Below are 16,717 nucleotides of genomic sequence, written 5' to 3'. Positions count from 1 at the left end.
CTCTTAGAACTCGACCTTGGCGGCGACGCGGAAGGTGCGGCCGATCACGTCGTAGCGGCCACGGTTGGTCTGGGCGTAGGCGGGCACGTTGTTGCCGTCGGGACCGTTGCCGACCAGCACCGGGTCCTTGTTCAGCATGTTGTTGACGATGAAGGTCAGGTGCCCGACGCCGTCGTTCATGGCGGGGAACTTGAAGTCGATCGAGGCATCGAAATACGTCGCGCCCTTGATCGAATTGTCGTTGATGGTGCGGTACTGCGCGGTGCTGGTCGGGCAGTTGCTGGTGCATTCGATCCAGTCGTTGCCATAGACGCCGCTGGTAAAGCCGCGCGCCACCAGGTTGAAGGTCACCGGATCGAGATCGTAGAACGCGCTCAGGCGGTACACCCAGTCGGGCGAGGCATAAGTGGTGTTGGTCAAGGTGCCGGCGTAATCGATCGGGAAGCTAATGCCGTCATCGACGACGTTTTCGATATAGTGCGTGGTCTGCGCGTGCAGGCGAAGGGTGCCGGGGCCGACCTGCCGGGTGTAGCTGGCCTCGATATCGAAGCCCTTGGTGTTCTGGCGGGCGAAGTTGATCGGGGTAAGGTCGATCGTGCTGAGCTGCCCGCCCACGAACTTGATGTTCGGGCAGTAGGAAGAGACGCCCTGTTCGTAGCACAGGTCCACCGTCTGCTGCGCGGTGATCGATCCGATCGCGTCCTTGATCTTGATCTGGTAATAATCGAACGAGAGCGAGAAGCCCGGCAGGAACGTGGGTTCGAACACCGCGCCCAGCGTCCAGCTATCGGCGACTTCGGGCTTGAGCGCGCGGTTGCCGAAGGCGTTCTGCACGAACTGCAACGATCCGGTCTGCGGCGCACTGGCGCCCGCCGGGATGATGACCGAGTTGGTGCGCGCGGTGCCTGCCGCGAACAGTTCTTCCAGGTTGGGCGCGCGGATATCGTGGCTCAGGTTACCGCGCAGGCGCAGGGAATCGATAGCCTGCCAATTCGCGCCTACCTTCCAGGTGCCAACCCAGCCGGAAGTCGAATAGTGCGTACCGCGCGCGGCGGCGTTGACGTTCATGCCGTCGAAGATCGGCACGTCGACTTCAAGGAAGCCTTCGTACACGTCGTATTTGCCCTGATTGACGCGGAAGTTGCCATAGAGCCAGCCGGAGTTGTGGACCGGGTCCACCTCGCCGTTGATCTGCTCACGCCGCCATTCGACGCCGGTGGCGAAGGCCAAGTCGCCGGCGGGAAGCGCAAAGGCCCTGCCGGAGATCGTCGCCGCCGCAACGTCCTGCTTGATGGTCTGGCGGCGCAGCGGCTGATATCCGTCGTTGTAAATGTAATCGAGCGCCTCCTGCGACGGCCCGCTGGTGCCGAGCCGGTCGATCGGCACGCAGCCGTTGCCAGGCGCGCTCAGCGTCGAACGGCACACGATGTTGCCGGAGCCATCGAACACCGCGTCCTGCGCCAGCGCCATGCGCGAATTCTGCCAGGTGTTGGTCAGCTCCTCGCGCGCCTTGGTGACGCCCTTCTGGTAGTAGACGTCCCAGGCCATCGGCTTGTCGAACAGGTTCAGGTTGCCCTTGGCGCCGATCACGCCGCGGTAAACCTCGCGCTTGATGTTGCTGCCCGGGATCGGGAAGCCCCCGTTCGAGGTGCCCACCGTGATCGAGGATAGCCCCTGCGCCGACATCGCCGCCGCAACGCTCGGGTACTGGCTGAGCAGATAGGCGTTGTCGGCCGCGATGGAGACGCCCGTGCTGGGCGTCTGCTGGTACGAACTGGCGCTGACCGAGCGGTTGTAGGAGAACTGGCCGAAGATCTCGATATCGGGCGTCAGGTCGAAGCCGATGCGCTGGAAGGCGCTGAGCCGCTCGTCCAGCGGGACCATGGTGTTGGTGCCGACGTGCCCGTCCAGCGTGGTCTGCCAGTCGCCGCCGATCATCCACGGGCTGGAAACGGTGCCATAATTGAGCTGCGCGGTCTGCCCGTCGCCAAGGAAGTAGGTGCCGCGCAGCGGGCCGCTGGAGATGAGGCCGCCGGCCGTATAGCCCGCCGGGCCAATGCCGCTGCCGACGAGGCGCTGCGGCGCGCCGTTGGTGGCGGTGTAGGCCGGGTTGTTGATCTGGAAGTAACCGCTATCGTTCCAGTCGCGGTCGATGCCTTCCTCGCGCTTCTGCTTGAAGTAGGAAACGTTGGTGAGCAGGTGCAGCCGGTCGTCCAGCAGCGAGAAGCCCGCCGTCCCGGTGAAGCGGTAGTTGAAGGCGTCGCCATAGGTCGAGATGCCGGTGTCTGCGCCCAGCTTGACGCCCTTGTAGCCGGTATCGAGGATGAAGTTGACGACGCCTCCCACCGCGTCCGAACCGTAAGCCGCCGAAGCGCCGCCGGTGATGACCTCGACGCGCTTCACCAGATCCTGCGGGATGGTATTGATGTCCACCGTGCCGCCCACCGTCGAGGCAACCGAGCGCTGGCCGTCGACCAGCACCAGCGTGCGGCCAACACCGAGGCCGCGCAGGCCGATCGAGTTGATGCCCGCGCCCGCGTTCGAAAGGCCGCCTGAAGCACTGCCCGAAGTGCCGCTGCCGGCGATGGCGGGAAGCTGGTTCACGAAGTCGGAGATGTTCGCCGGTGCCTGCGCGGCGATGTCCGCCTCGCCCAGAACGGCAACCGGCGTGGGGGCGCTGTACCCGTCGCCCACGATGCGCGAGCCGGTGACGACGATGTCGTTGACCGGCTCCTCGCCTGCCGGTGCGCCTTGGGCCATGGCCGGAGCCGCGATCAGCAGCGGCGCGGCGGCGCCTGCCAGCAGCAGCGCACGGATCGATCGCGCCGAAAACGTTTCCATTCTGCCTCGATCCTTCGAGGTCTGGACTGCATTGCGCATCGCGAAAACTCCCTGTGACTGAATCCCCTTCGCCACAGGCGCCCTCATCCCGAATGGACCGGCAAAGACGCGGTTCTCCGGGTACACGAATGTACGCACCGCCCTCGCAGTGCCGCTTGCAAAGCGCTTTTGAAAAACCGGTATTCCCCGCCGCCGCATAGTTTGCGAAAGCCCATCATCGGGCAGTGTCCGCTTGGATTTCGGTTCTGCCCCGATCCGGACTGCTGCCTGATGCCGTCGATACTATCCGGAAGGGTGCAAATGATCCCAACAAAGTTCGGGGAAATTTCACACCTGAGTGATGGATTTCATCGTCATACCCGGCATCAGCGCAGGAAAAGGACATGGCCTTCGCCTGACACGCACTTTCCCGAAACGGAGCGCGCCGTGATTCGCGAAATGCAGCGCAGCATCGCCCTCAAAGCATTCGACTTGTGCAACACATCCTTGCCCAGCGCATGAATTACGCGCCTATTTGTTTATTCGCGCAGGAATCCATCAACGCGGTGCGTTTCCGGCCCAATAAGTTCGGGGAAGCTGCGCCGGGTTTCGGCTAGGCTTTGCTGCATTGGCGAGATGAAGGGGTCTACGTTCTCGCCATCCGCTCCAAAGGGGAAATATCACGATGTCGATCGTCGCCCGCATGAAGCCTTTCCTTGCCGCCGGCTGCGCCTTGGCCGCCTGTATCGGCCCGGTGTCCGCATGGGCCGCGCCGGTAACGGTCACTGCCTCGCCGGACGGAGCACTTCTGCCGGTCCAGGTCGACGCAGCGCAGGGCAAAGTTCTGTTCACGCTACCCGCCGCCGATGCGGAAGGGGTATCCGGGCGCTATCTCTTTACGCAGTCCATCAAGACCGGCCTCGGATCGGCGGCAATCCGGATCGACCGGGGCATGCAGGGGGAGACCCGGATGCTCGCATTCCGCCGCATGGGCGGCAAGGTAGCGGCTGTTTTCGAAAACCCGCGCTACCGCGCCACCGGCGATACGGGAGTCGCCAAGGGCGCACGTGCCAGCTTCCCTTTCAGCACCGTGGCAATGCTCAACGTGGTGGGTGAACCGGGTGCCGGCGGCCCCGTCACCGTCGACCTGACCCCGCTTCTGATGACCGACGCAATGGACCTTGCCGGCGCCATCGGCGAAAGCGCCAAAGGCTACAAGCTGTCCGACAAGCTGAGCGCGCTCGATCCTGCGTCGGTGAAGGTCTTCCCAAAGAACGTCGAACTGGAGGCGGTGCAGACCTTCACCGCGGACAGCGCCGGCAGCGAACTCGATATCCTCGCCCCGGACGGCCGCGCGGTGAGCGTGACCGTACATTCTTCACTGGTCGCCTTGCCCGAACCCGGATTCCTCCCCCGCAAGTTCGATATCCGCTCGGGCAGCCACGCGACGCAGGCCTATGACTTCGGCACCCCGCTCGGCACGCCGATGCTGGTCGAATACGCCAACCGTTTCCGGCTGGAAAAGACCGATCCCGCCGCCGCCCGCTCCCCGGTCAGGAAGCCGATCGTCTTCTACATCGACAGCGCCGCGCCCGACCCGATCCGCACCGCGCTGGCCGACGGCGTGCGCTGGTGGGCCGACGCATTCGACGCGGCGGGCTTCATCGATGCTTTCAAGGTGGAGATTCTGCCGCCCGGCGTCGACCCGCAGGACGTGCGCTACAACGTCGTCAACTGGACCGACCGGCAGAACCGCAGCTGGTCCTACGGCGGCGGCGTGATCGACCCGCGAACCGGCGAAATCATCAAGGGCGTGGTCGTGCTGGGCGCGCTGCGCGTTCGGCAGGACATCACCGTGTTCGAGGGCCTCGTCGGCACCGCGCAGAACAATACCGGCGGCCCGAACGACCCGGTCCGCGCCGCCCTCGCCCGCATCAGCCAGCTCGGCGCGCACGAGGTAGGCCACGCCATCGGCTTCGTGCACAACTTCAAGGCCAGCCTGCAGGACCGCGCCTCGGTGATGGACTATCCGGGCCCGAAGGTGGGCATCGTCGACGGCAGGTTGGACCTTGGCAACGCTTATGCCAGCGGCATCGGCAAGTGGGACAAGTTTACGGTCGACTGGCTCTACGGCCAGCCCGCGCCGGGCGTGGACGGCGACGCGGACGCAGCGGCGAAGGCCGATGCGATCCGCAAGGCCGGGCTGATCTACGGCACCGACGTCGACGGCCGCGCTGCGGACCTGGCGGTCCCCGGGGTCAACATGTGGACCGAAGGCGCGGACACCCCCGCAGACCTCGCCCATACGATGGACGTTCGCCGCATCGCCCTCGCCAGCTTCGGCCCGGGCACGCTGCTGGCGGGCGAACCGCTCTCCAACCTGCGCCGCAAGTTCGTGCCGATCTGGCTGTTCCACCGCTACTCGATCGATGCCACCGGCAAGCTGGTCGGCGGCGTGCGGTACGAATACGCAGTAGCCGGCGACGGGCGCGATACACCCACCCCTGTTCTCGCCCGCGAACAGCTGGAAGCGATGGACGCGCTCATTGGCACCCTGTCACCGCGCGAACTGACCGTGCCAGCGGCGCTGTCAATGACCTTGTCGAGCGGCACCAGCGCGCGCACCGATGTGGAGGCCGCCCCCGAAATGCTGCGAGGTGCCGGCTCCGCGGTGTTCGATCCACTCGTCGCGGCGCAAGTGGCGGCGCAGGTCACGCTCGACAGCCTGCTCGCTCCCTCACGCCTCACGCGGCTGCATATCCAGCACGGCTACGACGCCGGTCAACCGGGCGTCGGAACGCTGCTCGGCAAGTTGGCGCCGGTGATCGCGCTCCATGACGACGCGATCTCGCGCCGGATCGCACAAACGACGCTCCTCGCGATCGCCTCGGCTCGCCGCGATCCGGACACACCGGCCGACGTCGCCGCCCTCCTCGACGGCTTCCTCAAGGGCACGGCGCGCGGGTTCGGTAAGGCCAGCGGCGCATCTGAAGACGCTCTGTGGCAGGTTTCGATGGCGGGCCTGCTGGGCGATCCGGGGCGCCTTGATGCCGAGATCAGCAAACAAAGCCGCCCACGGCCACCAATCCCCGCCGGTATGCCCATTGGCGGAGATACGGGCTGGTTCGACAACATTCTGTCCGATTAGCGGCCACTTTCGAACCCTTTTGTTTGAAATCTAACGGATATCCGGCACTATGGTTTCGAAATCGAAAAAAGGGGCGCTCAACAAAATGGATATGCAGTCCAGCAAACTGCACTGGCTCGACGCGGTGCGGGGCCGCCCTGCCCAGCACGAGCTCGACGACACCGACCTCAGGCTGATGCGCGCTCTCGTCTCGGACGGACGCGCTTCGGATGTCTGGTTGGGGGAAAAGGTCCACCTGTCGAGCACGGCGGTCGCCCGCCGCCGCAAGATCCTTGAGGAAGCGGGGTATATCACGCATTACTCCGCGAACCTCAACGTGCGCTCACTGGGCTACGGGACGCTGGTGATGGTTTCGATCGAGCTGGTCTCGCAGACGGAAGCGGTATTGCAGGACTTCGAGACGGCAGTGCTGGAAAGCCCGTCGATGCAGTTCTGCGCCTTCGTCACCGGCGACACCGACTTCCTGATGATCCTCAACGTCCAGTCACTGGAAGATTACGATATGATCTATCGTAAAGAACTTTCGGTACTGCCGCATGTCCGGCGCATACGTAGCAGCTTCGTGCTTCGCGAGGTAGCAAGCCGCCAAATCGCGCCGGTCATTCTGCAAAAATCCACATAGCCCCAAGTAAGTCGGGAGCATGGTTTTCCGGTCGAGGCCGCCCCCTCCCCGACTCGAACCTCGCCCTGTTCGCGCAGATAACCGGCCTGCGCCCGGTGCGCGTCGATGTCGCGAGGTGCATTGTTGGCAGATCGGGGCGGTAAGTTCGCGGTTGCGGATCGCAATCGCAAGTTCGGCCCGGAAGAAAACACGCTACGACAAAACCGCCCAGCCCTTCGCCCAAGGCTGAGGGGTTTTGTCGGCGCTGGCCGGATATTTAATCCAGGAAGGTGCGCATGGTGCGCGACCGGCTGGGGTGCTTGAGCTTCCTCAGCGCCTTCGCTTCGATCTGGCGAATACGTTCGCGGGTCACCGAGAACTGCTGGCCGACTTCCTCGAGGGTGTGATCGGTGTTCATGCCGATGCCGAAGCGCATGCGCAGCACGCGCTCTTCGCGCGGGGTAAGCGAGGCAAGGGTCCGGGTGATCATTTCCTTGAGGTTGGCCTCGATTGCGGCATCCACCGGGATAACCGCATTCGAATCCTGAATGAAGTCACCGAGATGGCTGTCTTCCTCATCGCCGACCGGCGTTTCGAGGGAGATCGGCTCCTTGGCGATTTTCAGGACTCGCTTCACCTTCTCCAGCGGCATCGACAGACGCTCCGCCATCTCCTCAGGCGTAGGCTCGCGGCCATGATCGTGGAGGAACCTGCGATTGGTCCGCACCAGCTTGTTGATCGTTTCGATCATGTGGACCGGGATACGGATCGTGCGCGCCTGATCCGCGATCGAGCGAGTGATCGCCTGCCTGATCCACCAGGTGGCATAAGTCGAGAACTTGTAACCGCGGCGGTACTCGAACTTGTCGACGGCCTTCATCAGGCCGATGTTGCCTTCCTGGATGAGGTCCAGGAACTGCAGGCCACGGTTCATGTACTTCTTGGCGATCGAGATCACGAGGCGCAGGTTCGCCTCGACCATTTCCTTCTTGGCGATGCGCGCCTCGCGCTCCGCCTTCTGGACCATGTTCACGATGCGGCGGAACTCGGGCAACGCCATGCCGGTGGCAGCGGCGATGTCCGAGACTTCGAGGCGGATACGTTCGGCCGGGTCGGCTTCCGCAGCCGCGAAGGCCGCCCACTTCTTGTCCTTCTTCGCCACTTCATCGAGCCAGGTGTCGTCCAGTTCGCGGCCGACATAGGTCTCGAGGAAGTCTGCGCGCTTCACCTTGTGACGCTCTACCAGTCGGAGCATCTGGCCGCCCAGCGTGGTGAGGCGGCGGTTGAAGGCGTAGAGATTGTCGACGAGCTGTTCGATTTTCGCCGCGTGGAACTTCACCGACTCGACCTGCCCCGTGAGTTCCTCACGCAGCTGCTGGTAATGCTCTTCCTTGGCGCCCGGGAAGTCGATACCCAATGCCAGCGCGTCGAGGCGCTCGGACTGGAGACGTTCAAAGGTCTGGAACAGCTCGGTGATGAGCAGGAACTTCTCAAGCGCTTCGGGCTTGAGGGCCGCTTCCATCTGCGCGAGGCTGATGGTGTTGCCCTCCTCCTCGTCTTCGACTTCGCGCTTGGGGATCGGGTTGCCGTCCTCGTCGACCTGGTCGGTGGATTCCTCCTCGACGTCGTCATCTTCCTTGAAGGAAGGGCCGGCGGTCTTTTCGCTGATCTCGCCGTCGTCGTCGCCTTCGCCGTCCTCGTTCAGGCTTTCGGGCGCGGGTTCCTTGGTCAGCATCGCGTCGAGATCGAGAATCTCGCGCAGCTGCATGTCACCGGCGTTGAGCGCCTCGGACCACTGGATGATGGCGTGGAAGGTGAGCGGGCTCTCGCACAGGCCCTGGATCATCATGTCCCGGCCCGCTTCGATCCGCTTGGCGATCGCCGCTTCGCCTGCGCGGCTGAGCATTTCCACTGCGCCCATTTCGCGCAGGTACATACGCACAGGGTCGTCGGTACGACCGAGGCTTTCTGCCTTTTTGCTATCGGGCACGCGGCGCTGGGAGATTTCGCTGTCTTCGCCAGCGTCGTCCTCCGATTCGCGATCGTCCTCGTTCTGCGAATCGGTCTGGGAATCGCCTTCGTCGCCCTCATCGTCGTTCTCGACGATCTTGACGCCCATCTCCGAGATCGCGGCCATGATGTCCTCGATCTGATCAGTGGTCATCTGATCCTGAGGCAAGGCAGCGTTCAATTCGCTTACGGTTATCGTGCCGCGGCGCTTGGCGCGGGCGATAAACTGCGCAACCGACCCCCTGTTCCCGTCAATAAGCGGTGCGTCGAAATCCGCAGCGTCGTCGTTTTTGCTCATAGGTATGCCATTGTCTCATGTGCGCAGCCCATGACGGTCGCTTCGCCAGGACAAAAATTGAATCTGACGGCGCCCTTGCCTGACCTAGCTTGTAAATTCCAGCTATCTCTCTTCAGATCCTGATTGGAAGCCATTTAGGTATTGATGATGCCGTTGAAAAGCATGCCGAACGCAGGAATCGTGAAGTCGAATCTGAAAAGGCAGGAGCGCGAAAGCTCACGCTGGCATGCCCTTCGGGTATCCTCAAGGAAGAACAGGAAAATAGACACTGCTTAATTTCCTGACGCACGGTGGTATGGATTCGGGTGAGTATGGGTATACCCAAGCCGAAACCAGAATTATGCGCCGGGCCATCAACGCATGCCGCCCCCCCTGTTTCGTCTGCACTGCCCCATTGGGTAAAAAGTCTGGCTCAACAGCCGGCCGACGGGTAGCCAGCATCACACGTTAACGTGCTCGCGCCAACCGTTCGCGCTGCTGAAAGGATACCCATGCCGCTTGATGGCCCGCGCCTCGCTCCCCTGTCCGGTTCCAAGGCCGATGCACTGGTCGTGTTGATCCATGGCTATGGCTCCAATGGCGATGACCTAATCGCGCTGGCGGACATGATCCGCCCCTCGCTTCCCGGCGCCGCTTTCGTTGCACCCAACGCCCCTTCGCAAATCCCCCATATGGCCGCCGCCCATCAATGGTGGCCGATCGAGACCTTTTCCATGGCCGAGCGGGCAGCCGGAGCGGCGGCGGCCACGCCTGGCCTTGATGCCTTCATCACGGAGGAGCTGGACAAGGCCGGCCTGTCCAGCGACCGCCTGCTCCTCATCGGGTTCAGCCAGGGAACGATGATGGCGCTGCATGCAGGGCTTCGGCGGCCCGACGCCATGGCAGGCATCGTCGGCATCTCGGGGATGCTCGTCGCGCCGGAACAGCTGCAGTCGGACATCCGGAGTCGCCCGCCGGTCCTGCTCATCCACGGCACAGAGGACGACATCGTACCGTTCCGCTCGATGGATCTGGCATCGACTTCACTCGCCGAAGCCGGTGTGGCTGTAGAGACGCACGTGTCGCCGGGTATCGGCCATAGCGTCGGCCCAGACGGTCTCGCCGCCGCAACGGCCTTCGCACGGCGTGTTCTCGGCTGATCGCCGAGCCCGGCAGACGGCTGCACGCCCTCATTTCGCCTTAAAACGGGGTGAGATCGCAAAAGGGGCATTAAACCGGTGTCACTCCGGTTTTCCGCGTTGACGCAGTGCAGCATCGCACCTAACAGCCCGCGCTCAATACGCTAAGCCCGATCCGGCGCAGCCTTGCTCAGCGCTGGAGGCGCCGCTTGACGATGAACATGACTTTCGCCGATCTCTCGCTGGCGCCGCTCCTGCTGCAGGCACTGGCCGAGGCGGGCTATGCAAGCCCTACGCCCATCCAGGCCCAGTCGATCCCGATGCTGCTCCAGGGCCGTGACATGCTTGGCATGGCGCAGACCGGCACCGGCAAAACCGCCGCCTTCGCGCTGCCGCTGCTCCACCGCCTTGCTGCGAATCCCCGCCCAGCGCCAAAGGGCGGCGCGCGCGTCCTCGTCCTCGCACCCACGCGCGAACTGGTTTCCCAGATCGCCGTCGGCTTCGAGACTTTCGGCCGCCATCTGCAGCCCAGCGTCACGACGATCTTCGGCGGCGTCAGCCAGTTCCACCAGGTCAATGCGCTCAACCTCGGCGTGGACATCATCGTAGCGACGCCGGGTCGCTTGCTGGATTTGATCGAACAGGGCCTCTGCAACCTGTCCGAGCTTGAGGCGCTGGTGCTCGATGAGGCCGACCAGATGCTCGACATGGGCTTCGCCAAGCCGATCGAGCGCATTGTCGAGGCCCTGCCAAAGGACCGGCACACACTGCTGTTTTCGGCAACGATGCCCAAATCCATCACCGCGCTGGCCGAGAGCCTCCTGCGCGATCCGGCACATGTCGAAATCGCCCCGCCGTCGACCACCGTCGACCGGATCGACCAGTCCGTGATGTTCCTCGATGCGGCCAACAAGAAGGCGGCCCTGCTGGCGCTGCTGCAGACGCCGGAGATCGGCCAGGCGGTCGTCTTCACGCTGCAGAAGAACATCGCCAACGAAGTCTGCACCTTCATCAGCGAGGCCGGGATCACCGCCGAGGCCCTGCACGGCAACAAGTCGCAGGGCCAGCGCGAGCGCGCACTGGACGCCTTCCGCGCCGGGACCGTGCAGGTTCTGGTAGCCACGGATATCGCCGCGCGCGGCATCGATGTCGACACGGTGACGCACGTCTTCAACCACGACCTCCCGAGCCTGCCGGAGAGCTACGTCCACCGGATCGGCCGCACCGGCAGGGCCGGGCGCAGCGGCTTCGCCGTCACGCTCTGCGATGCCGAGCAGCGGGCCTGGCTGCACGATGTGGAGCGGGAGATCGGCCGCACCCTGACCGTTCAGGACGATCACCCCTGGCATTGTGAAGTGGCACGACACTCGACCATGCGCGCGCCGGTGCTGGGCGGCGGGCCGGTCAAACAAGTCAAAGTTCAGAAAGTGCGCGAGCGCAAAATCTGGACCGAGGAAGAGAAGCTCGCTGCACGAAAGGCGGCAATGGCCGGCTGATAGAAAGTTGGGCTAGGGGCGCGGGCAATCGGCATATACCGCTGATATAAATGTCGAAACCGCCACGCACGAAACCCTGTACCTCGAAGAGATCGGCGAGATGCCGGCGAGCATGCAGGTCAAGTTACTGCGTTTTTTGCCGATGGCAGCTATCAGCCGGTCGGCGCGCGCGAGGTGCGCCGCGCCGACCGGCTGATCGTCGTGGCAGCCCTTGCGCCCAAGGGAGGCGGTAGCTTGGTGATGGCATCGCCGACCTCGCCTTCGCGATGGGAGAGGATGCCGCGCCGGTGCCGGATGCCGCTACGCCGCTCCTACCCGGACTGACACGGCGGGATGAAGTGGCCATTCTTGAACGCCGCCGTATCACCGAAGCCCTCGACCGCACCGGCCACAACCCCACGCGTACCGCGCGCGAAATCGGCCTCTCCCAGGCGGGCTTGCTCAAGATGGACAGGATGGGCCTGCGGTAGGAACCGCCTACTTCACCCGATATTTGTCGAACCACGCAAGGATCGCGGCGGCCTTTGCTGCGGACTGGGAAGGCCGCGCGGTCAAGCCGCCGTGGCTCGCACCCGGAACCTTGACCAGCGCGGTGGGCACCCCGCGAATTTGCAGTGCGGCATAGTACTGCTCGGCCTCGCTGACAGGCGTGCGGTAATCCTCCCCGCCGACTATCACGAGCGTCGGCGTCTTGACGTTGCCGACCAGGCTCAGCGGTGAACGCTGCCAATAGGACATGGGATCCTCCCACGGCTTCTTGTCGAACCAGTAACGCGAAGTGAAAGTCGTCATGTCCATGGTCAGCGCCTCGCTGATCCAGTTGACCACCGGCTTCTGCGTCGCTGCGCCCTTGAAACGGTCGGTCTTGCCGACGATCCAAGCGGTGAGCGCGCCTCCGCCCGAACCTCCGGTGACGAACAGATTGTTCGGATCGGCCACGCCGTCCGCAATCGCGGCGTCGACCGAGGCCATCAGATCATCATAGTCGGTGCCTGGGTAGGCTCGGTCGATCAGGTTGGCGAATTCCTCTCCGTAAGAGGTGCTGCCGCGAGGATTGGTATAGAGTACCGCGTAGCCTCCTGCGGCATAGAGCTGCACGTCCGTGGAGAAAGCAGGGCCATAGGCAGAATTGGGCCCCCCATGAATCTCCAGAATCAGCGGCGCACGCTGACCCGGTTTCAGCCCTGGCGGCGTGACCAGCCAGGCATCGATCGACCGGCCATCCGGCGCGGCTACCGGCAACTTGCGGACTGGCGCCAGCGACTTGGCAGACAGCCAGTTGGCGTTGAGGTCGGTAAGCCGCTTTCCATCGACCCACAGGTCTGCCGGAGCATCGGTGCTGCCGGAAGTGTAAGCGACCCTGCCGCCCTTCGAGACAGTGAACTCGCCGCCGGTATAGGGCCGGTCGTAATGCGTGCCGCCCGTCAGCCCATCTGCAACGGTGCGTACCGTTCCATCGAGGCCGACCCGGGCAACCCGCTTCTTTCCATGATCGTCATACGCCACGTAGAGCTGCGAATTGCCTGCCCAGTAAACCGCCTCGATCGACTGATCGAGCCCCGCCGTCAGCGAATGCGCGCCGCTGCCATCGGCGTTCATCAGATACAGCTCGTTGTTTTCGTAGCTGCGATTGACGTCGTCATAGCCAAGATAGGCAATGTGCCTGCCATCGGGCGAGAACACCGCCCCGCCATCGGGACCATTACGCGTGGTCAACGGCGTCACCGTGCTACCGGCGACATCGACCGCGTAGACCTCGGTGTTATTTGAATCTCGCTCCCAGTCGGGACGGCGATTGGCGGACAACACGATCACGCGACCGTCAGGACTCCACGACAGCGGACCGGTATCGTCCCAATTGCCGAAAGTAACCTGCCGGGCCGCGCCGCCTTCGGTGGATACTACGAACACATGGTCATGGCCCGGCTGCGCATAGCCCCCGCCATCGGCGCGGTAGACGACCCGGTCGATCACCTCCAGCCCGTCGGCCCATGTTGCGCCTTCGGGTTTCTCGGGCGCCTTGCCGAGTTTCATAGGATCGCCCGGTACGCGCATGGTATAGGCGATCGACCTGCCGTCCGGCGACCAGACAATACTGCCGGGGCTATCGGGCAAGCCCGTCACCTTCACGCTGCGCCCGCTGTCGAGCCAGATGACGTAGAGTTGCGGCGCTTCCGCTCCGTCCGAAGATACATAGGCAAGACGCTTGCCATCCGGCGACCACTGCGGCGAACGATGCGCACCCTTCCCGGCGACCAGCGGTGTCTGCTGCCTGGTGGCGACGTCGACCAGCCAGATCGAAGGCACCTCCTTGTCCGACATGACGTCCGCGGTCATCCGCACATACGCGACCTTCGAGCCATCCGGGCTGATCTGGGGATCGGTAACGCCGCTCAACCGAAAAAGGTCTTCGCCGGTAAAGGTGCGGCTGGGTCCGGCAGGTGCTTCACCTTCAGCGGCGTGGACTGCGCCAACCTGAAACGCTGCACTCAACGCGAGAAAAAGTGCCAGTTTTCGCCGCAATTCAATATCCCCTTCGTCAGGCCTTACTGGCAGCCTGCATCGGCAAACATATAAAATCCAGCACCTTTATTGCACATCCACGAGACAACGATTCTCAATTGAGACGCGTAAGGACCGCGTTCTGAATTTCATCTTTCAATCAGACGCAAGCCTTACGCGTTTTGCCCTAGGCAGGCCTGTCGGTCCGATGATAGTCGCTCACCGATTGGGGATCCTGCACATCGTAGGCGAACCACGCGCCTTGCCCATGCTCATAGACCTGCACGAGATCGTCGTTGACCTCAGCCGTAAAGAAGGTCGACGAACCTCTGTCATATCCCTTCACCTGTGTGCCCGCGATCTCGATGGACACAAAAGTCCCGTCGCCGGCGTCGAAAAGCTCCGGTAGCGTCCCGCCGAACTTCACTGCCCGATCGCCGTCGAAGCCTTGCAGCCGCCCGTCTCGGAATTCCGCGGCAATCTGCAGATTTCGCTTTGCGGAATGGTCGTAGATACCTGCGACTTTCTTGCTGGTGAGAATGGCAAAGGCGGCGGCGGCGATCATCGCCCTTGAGTGTGCATGCATCCCCCAACCTGCCACCTGGACGGACGGGAAATCAAGCCGTCATTGAAGGCCCGTACAACGCCGTTCCGAGTTGCCTGAAACGGCCACGTTTGCGAAAGCGCCTGCCGGACGCGCCGTCCTTCACATGCTCAAAGCCCGCAAGGACCAGAATGATGCCGCAGCAAGTTGTGAAGCCAACCTCGATAGCAGGCATGCGAGTGCTGTTCGTCATGGCGACCGATCATGAGTATGGCCCGCACCTTCAGGCGCGCATGATACCGTTGATAACGGGTGTCGGCCCCGTCGAGGCGGCGGTCGGCACCGCCACCTGCCTTCAGGAACTGCTTGCTGCGGAAGAACTGCCCGATCTGGTGGTTTCGCTCGGCTCGGCAGGATCGCGGCGGTGCCAGCTCGGCGGCGTATATCAGGTGGAAAGCGTGTCGTGGCGCGACATGGACGCTTCGCGCCTCGGCTTCGCCAAGGGTGTTACGCCCTTCGCCGACCATCCTGCCATCATGCCATTGCCGACGTTCCTGCCCGACCTGCCCCGCGCATCGCTGTCGACCGGCGGGGATATCGTCGGCGGCGACGGCTACGCGGATATCGACGCTGACGTGGTTGAAATGGAAACTTACGCCGTGCTGCGCGCATGCCAGCGATTTGCAGTGCCCATGATCGGCCTGCGCGGGATTTCCGACGGTCCCGGCGAACTGGACGGACTATCCGGCTGGACGGAACTGCTCGCCCTGCTGGACGAACGGCTCTCGCTGGCCGTGGACCAATTGTTCGATGTCTTGACCACGCAGGGAATGGCCCAACCGCAGGTCATTCCCGCCGATTGACGAGGCCCGGAGAAGGCTGGCCCGCCACATGCGGGCTGAAAGTCATTTGCGGCCCCCGGCCTTAGCCGAGGCACTGCAGTTGGGCGAACAGGCAATGTAAAGTTCCGCGCCTTCCGCTTCCGCGCCCACCCCTTCCAACTTCATCATCGTTCGGCGTTCCCGAAAGCCCGTTCCGGAATTTGCCGGCTAGTGCGCACGATGACCTGAAATCATCATGTCCTCGACAGCCCGCGCCACGCGGAATGAAGGAGGCAACAGATGTTCACCCGGATTCTCGCAGCGGCACTCGCCTTGTCCGCCGCCGCCACGACCATGACCTCTCCTGCCGCCGCGCAGGTAGAGCCCTTCCCCGCCGCTTTCCGCGTTGAAGAGGTGCCCACCAACGGCACTGTCCTTCATACGCGCATCGGCGGCAGGGGCCCCGCCATCGTCCTGCTCCACGGCTATGGCGAGACCGGGGACATGTGGGCGCCGCTGGCGGCAGACCTCGCCCGCGATCACCTCGTCATCGTGCCCGACCTGCGCGGCATGGGCCTTTCCGCCAAGCCCCCGGGCGGCTACGACAAGAAAACGCAGGGGCAGGACATCGCCGGCCTGCTCGATGCGCTGAAAGTCGCGAAGACCGATCTCGTGACCCACGACATCGGCAACATGGTCGGATACGCCTTTGCGGCGCAGAACCGTGCCCGGGTCACGCGCTTCGTGCTGATGGACGCCCCGCTGCCGGGCGTAGGCCCCTGGGACGAAATCCTCAAGAACCCGCTGCTGTGGCACTTCCGCTTTGGCGGACCGGACATGGAACGACTTGTCGCCGGGCGCGAGCGCATTTACCTCGACCGCTTCTGGAACGAGTTCTCCGCCCGGCCCGAGCGCTTCAGCGAAGCCTCGCGCGTGCACTATGCCGCGCTCTACGCGCAGCCAGGCGCGATGCATGCCGGCTTCGCGCAGTTCGCCGCTTTCGATCAGGACGCCATAGACGACCGTGCCTTCGTCGCGGCAGGCAAGCTGACGATGCCCATCCTGGCAATCGGCGGAGAGAAGTCGTTCGGTCCGATGATGGCCACAGTCATGCGCTTCGCCGCCACAGACGTTACCGAAGTGACGATCCCGGACGCCGGACACTGGCTTATGGAGGAACAGCCCAAACCCACCATTGCGGCCGTTCGCCGGTTCTTGGACGCGCCCCGGTGAACGACGCCTTCATCCGTTCGGCACTCGTCGCACCCGCGGCCGCCGCCACTGCTGTCAGCGCCGGGGGGCAGGACCGGGCAATCCTCCCTCGGCCGACCGAGATCGTTTAGTGGCCGAAGGTAGCGT

Annotated in this window: 12 protein-coding genes; 8 read left to right on the top strand and 4 right to left on the bottom strand. The window is 63.7% G+C overall.

Going from position 1 to position 16,717, the window contains the following annotated elements; all coding sequences use genetic code 11:
• Positions 1-3: 3 nt before the first annotated feature.
• Positions 4-2,841: a TonB-dependent siderophore receptor gene (locus GVL61_RS14700; protein ID WP_235037710.1), complete on the bottom strand. Its 2,838-nt coding sequence runs from the start codon at positions 2,839-2,841 to the stop codon at positions 4-6.
• A 664-nt stretch (positions 2,842-3,505) separates the two neighbouring features.
• Here GVL61_RS14700 and GVL61_RS14695 point away from each other — a divergent pair.
• Both GVL61_RS14695 and GVL61_RS14690 read left to right on the top strand, forming a co-directional pair.
• Positions 3,506-5,968 (top strand): zinc-dependent metalloprotease, encoded by a 2,463-nt coding sequence (locus tag GVL61_RS14695; protein WP_159981386.1) that lies wholly within the window; start codon positions 3,506-3,508, stop codon positions 5,966-5,968.
• 49 nt (positions 5,969-6,017) lie between these two features.
• A complete protein-coding gene (locus GVL61_RS14690; RefSeq protein ID WP_200844780.1) occupies positions 6,018-6,590 on the top strand; it encodes an Lrp/AsnC family transcriptional regulator in 573 nt (190 codons plus the stop codon).
• 256 nt (positions 6,591-6,846) lie between these two features.
• Here the strand turns inward: GVL61_RS14690 and rpoD are convergent, their stop codons facing one another.
• Positions 6,847-8,877 (bottom strand): RNA polymerase sigma factor RpoD, encoded by a 2,031-nt coding sequence (gene rpoD / locus GVL61_RS14685; protein ID WP_159981384.1) that lies wholly within the window; start codon positions 8,875-8,877, stop codon positions 6,847-6,849.
• Between the two features lie 491 nt (positions 8,878-9,368).
• On the opposite strand from rpoD, the gene GVL61_RS14680 reads away from it, so the two are divergent.
• The 4 genes from GVL61_RS14680 (at position 9,369) to GVL61_RS25270 (ending at position 11,961) form a co-directional block, all read left to right on the top strand.
• A complete protein-coding gene (locus GVL61_RS14680; RefSeq protein WP_159981382.1) occupies positions 9,369-10,016 on the top strand; it encodes an alpha/beta hydrolase in 648 nt (215 codons plus the stop codon).
• Positions 10,017-10,210: 194 nt separating this feature from the next.
• Entirely contained in the window at positions 10,211-11,491 is a 1,281-nt protein-coding gene (locus GVL61_RS14675) for a DEAD/DEAH box helicase (protein WP_159981380.1), read from the top strand.
• A 100-nt stretch (positions 11,492-11,591) separates the two neighbouring features.
• Positions 11,592-11,687, top strand: a complete 96-nt coding sequence (locus GVL61_RS25010) for a sigma-54 factor interaction domain-containing protein (RefSeq protein WP_235037709.1) — start codon at positions 11,592-11,594, stop codon at positions 11,685-11,687.
• A 142-nt stretch (positions 11,688-11,829) separates the two neighbouring features.
• Positions 11,830-11,961 carry a helix-turn-helix domain-containing protein gene (locus GVL61_RS25270; RefSeq protein ID WP_255456544.1) on the top strand — a complete coding sequence of 44 codons (132 nt, stop codon included), beginning with the start codon at positions 11,830-11,832 and terminating at the stop codon, positions 11,959-11,961.
• 7 nt (positions 11,962-11,968) lie between these two features.
• Here GVL61_RS25270 and GVL61_RS14665 read toward each other — a convergent pair whose 3' ends face one another.
• A complete protein-coding gene (locus GVL61_RS14665) occupies positions 11,969-13,984 on the bottom strand; it encodes a S9 family peptidase (protein WP_235037708.1) in 2,016 nt (671 codons plus the stop codon).
• A 196-nt stretch (positions 13,985-14,180) separates the two neighbouring features.
• On the bottom strand, positions 14,181-14,558 hold the full coding sequence (locus GVL61_RS14660) for a hypothetical protein (protein ID WP_235037707.1): 378 nt from the start codon (positions 14,556-14,558) through the stop codon (positions 14,181-14,183).
• Positions 14,559-14,728: 170 nt separating this feature from the next.
• Between GVL61_RS14660 and GVL61_RS14655 the strand changes: the two genes are divergently transcribed.
• Entirely contained in the window at positions 14,729-15,400 is a 672-nt protein-coding gene (locus GVL61_RS14655; RefSeq protein WP_200844779.1) for a 5'-methylthioadenosine/S-adenosylhomocysteine nucleosidase, read from the top strand.
• Between the two features lie 258 nt (positions 15,401-15,658).
• Entirely contained in the window at positions 15,659-16,591 is a 933-nt protein-coding gene (locus GVL61_RS14650; RefSeq protein WP_159981372.1) for an alpha/beta fold hydrolase, read from the top strand.
• The last annotated feature ends 126 nt before the right edge of the window (positions 16,592-16,717 follow it).

Source organism: Novosphingobium sp. 18050, from assembly GCF_902706195.1.
Classification (GTDB): domain Bacteria; phylum Pseudomonadota; class Alphaproteobacteria; order Sphingomonadales; family Sphingomonadaceae; genus Novosphingobium.
Note: the sequence above shows the minus strand (reverse complement) of the source record. Positions and strands in the feature narration are given on the sequence as shown.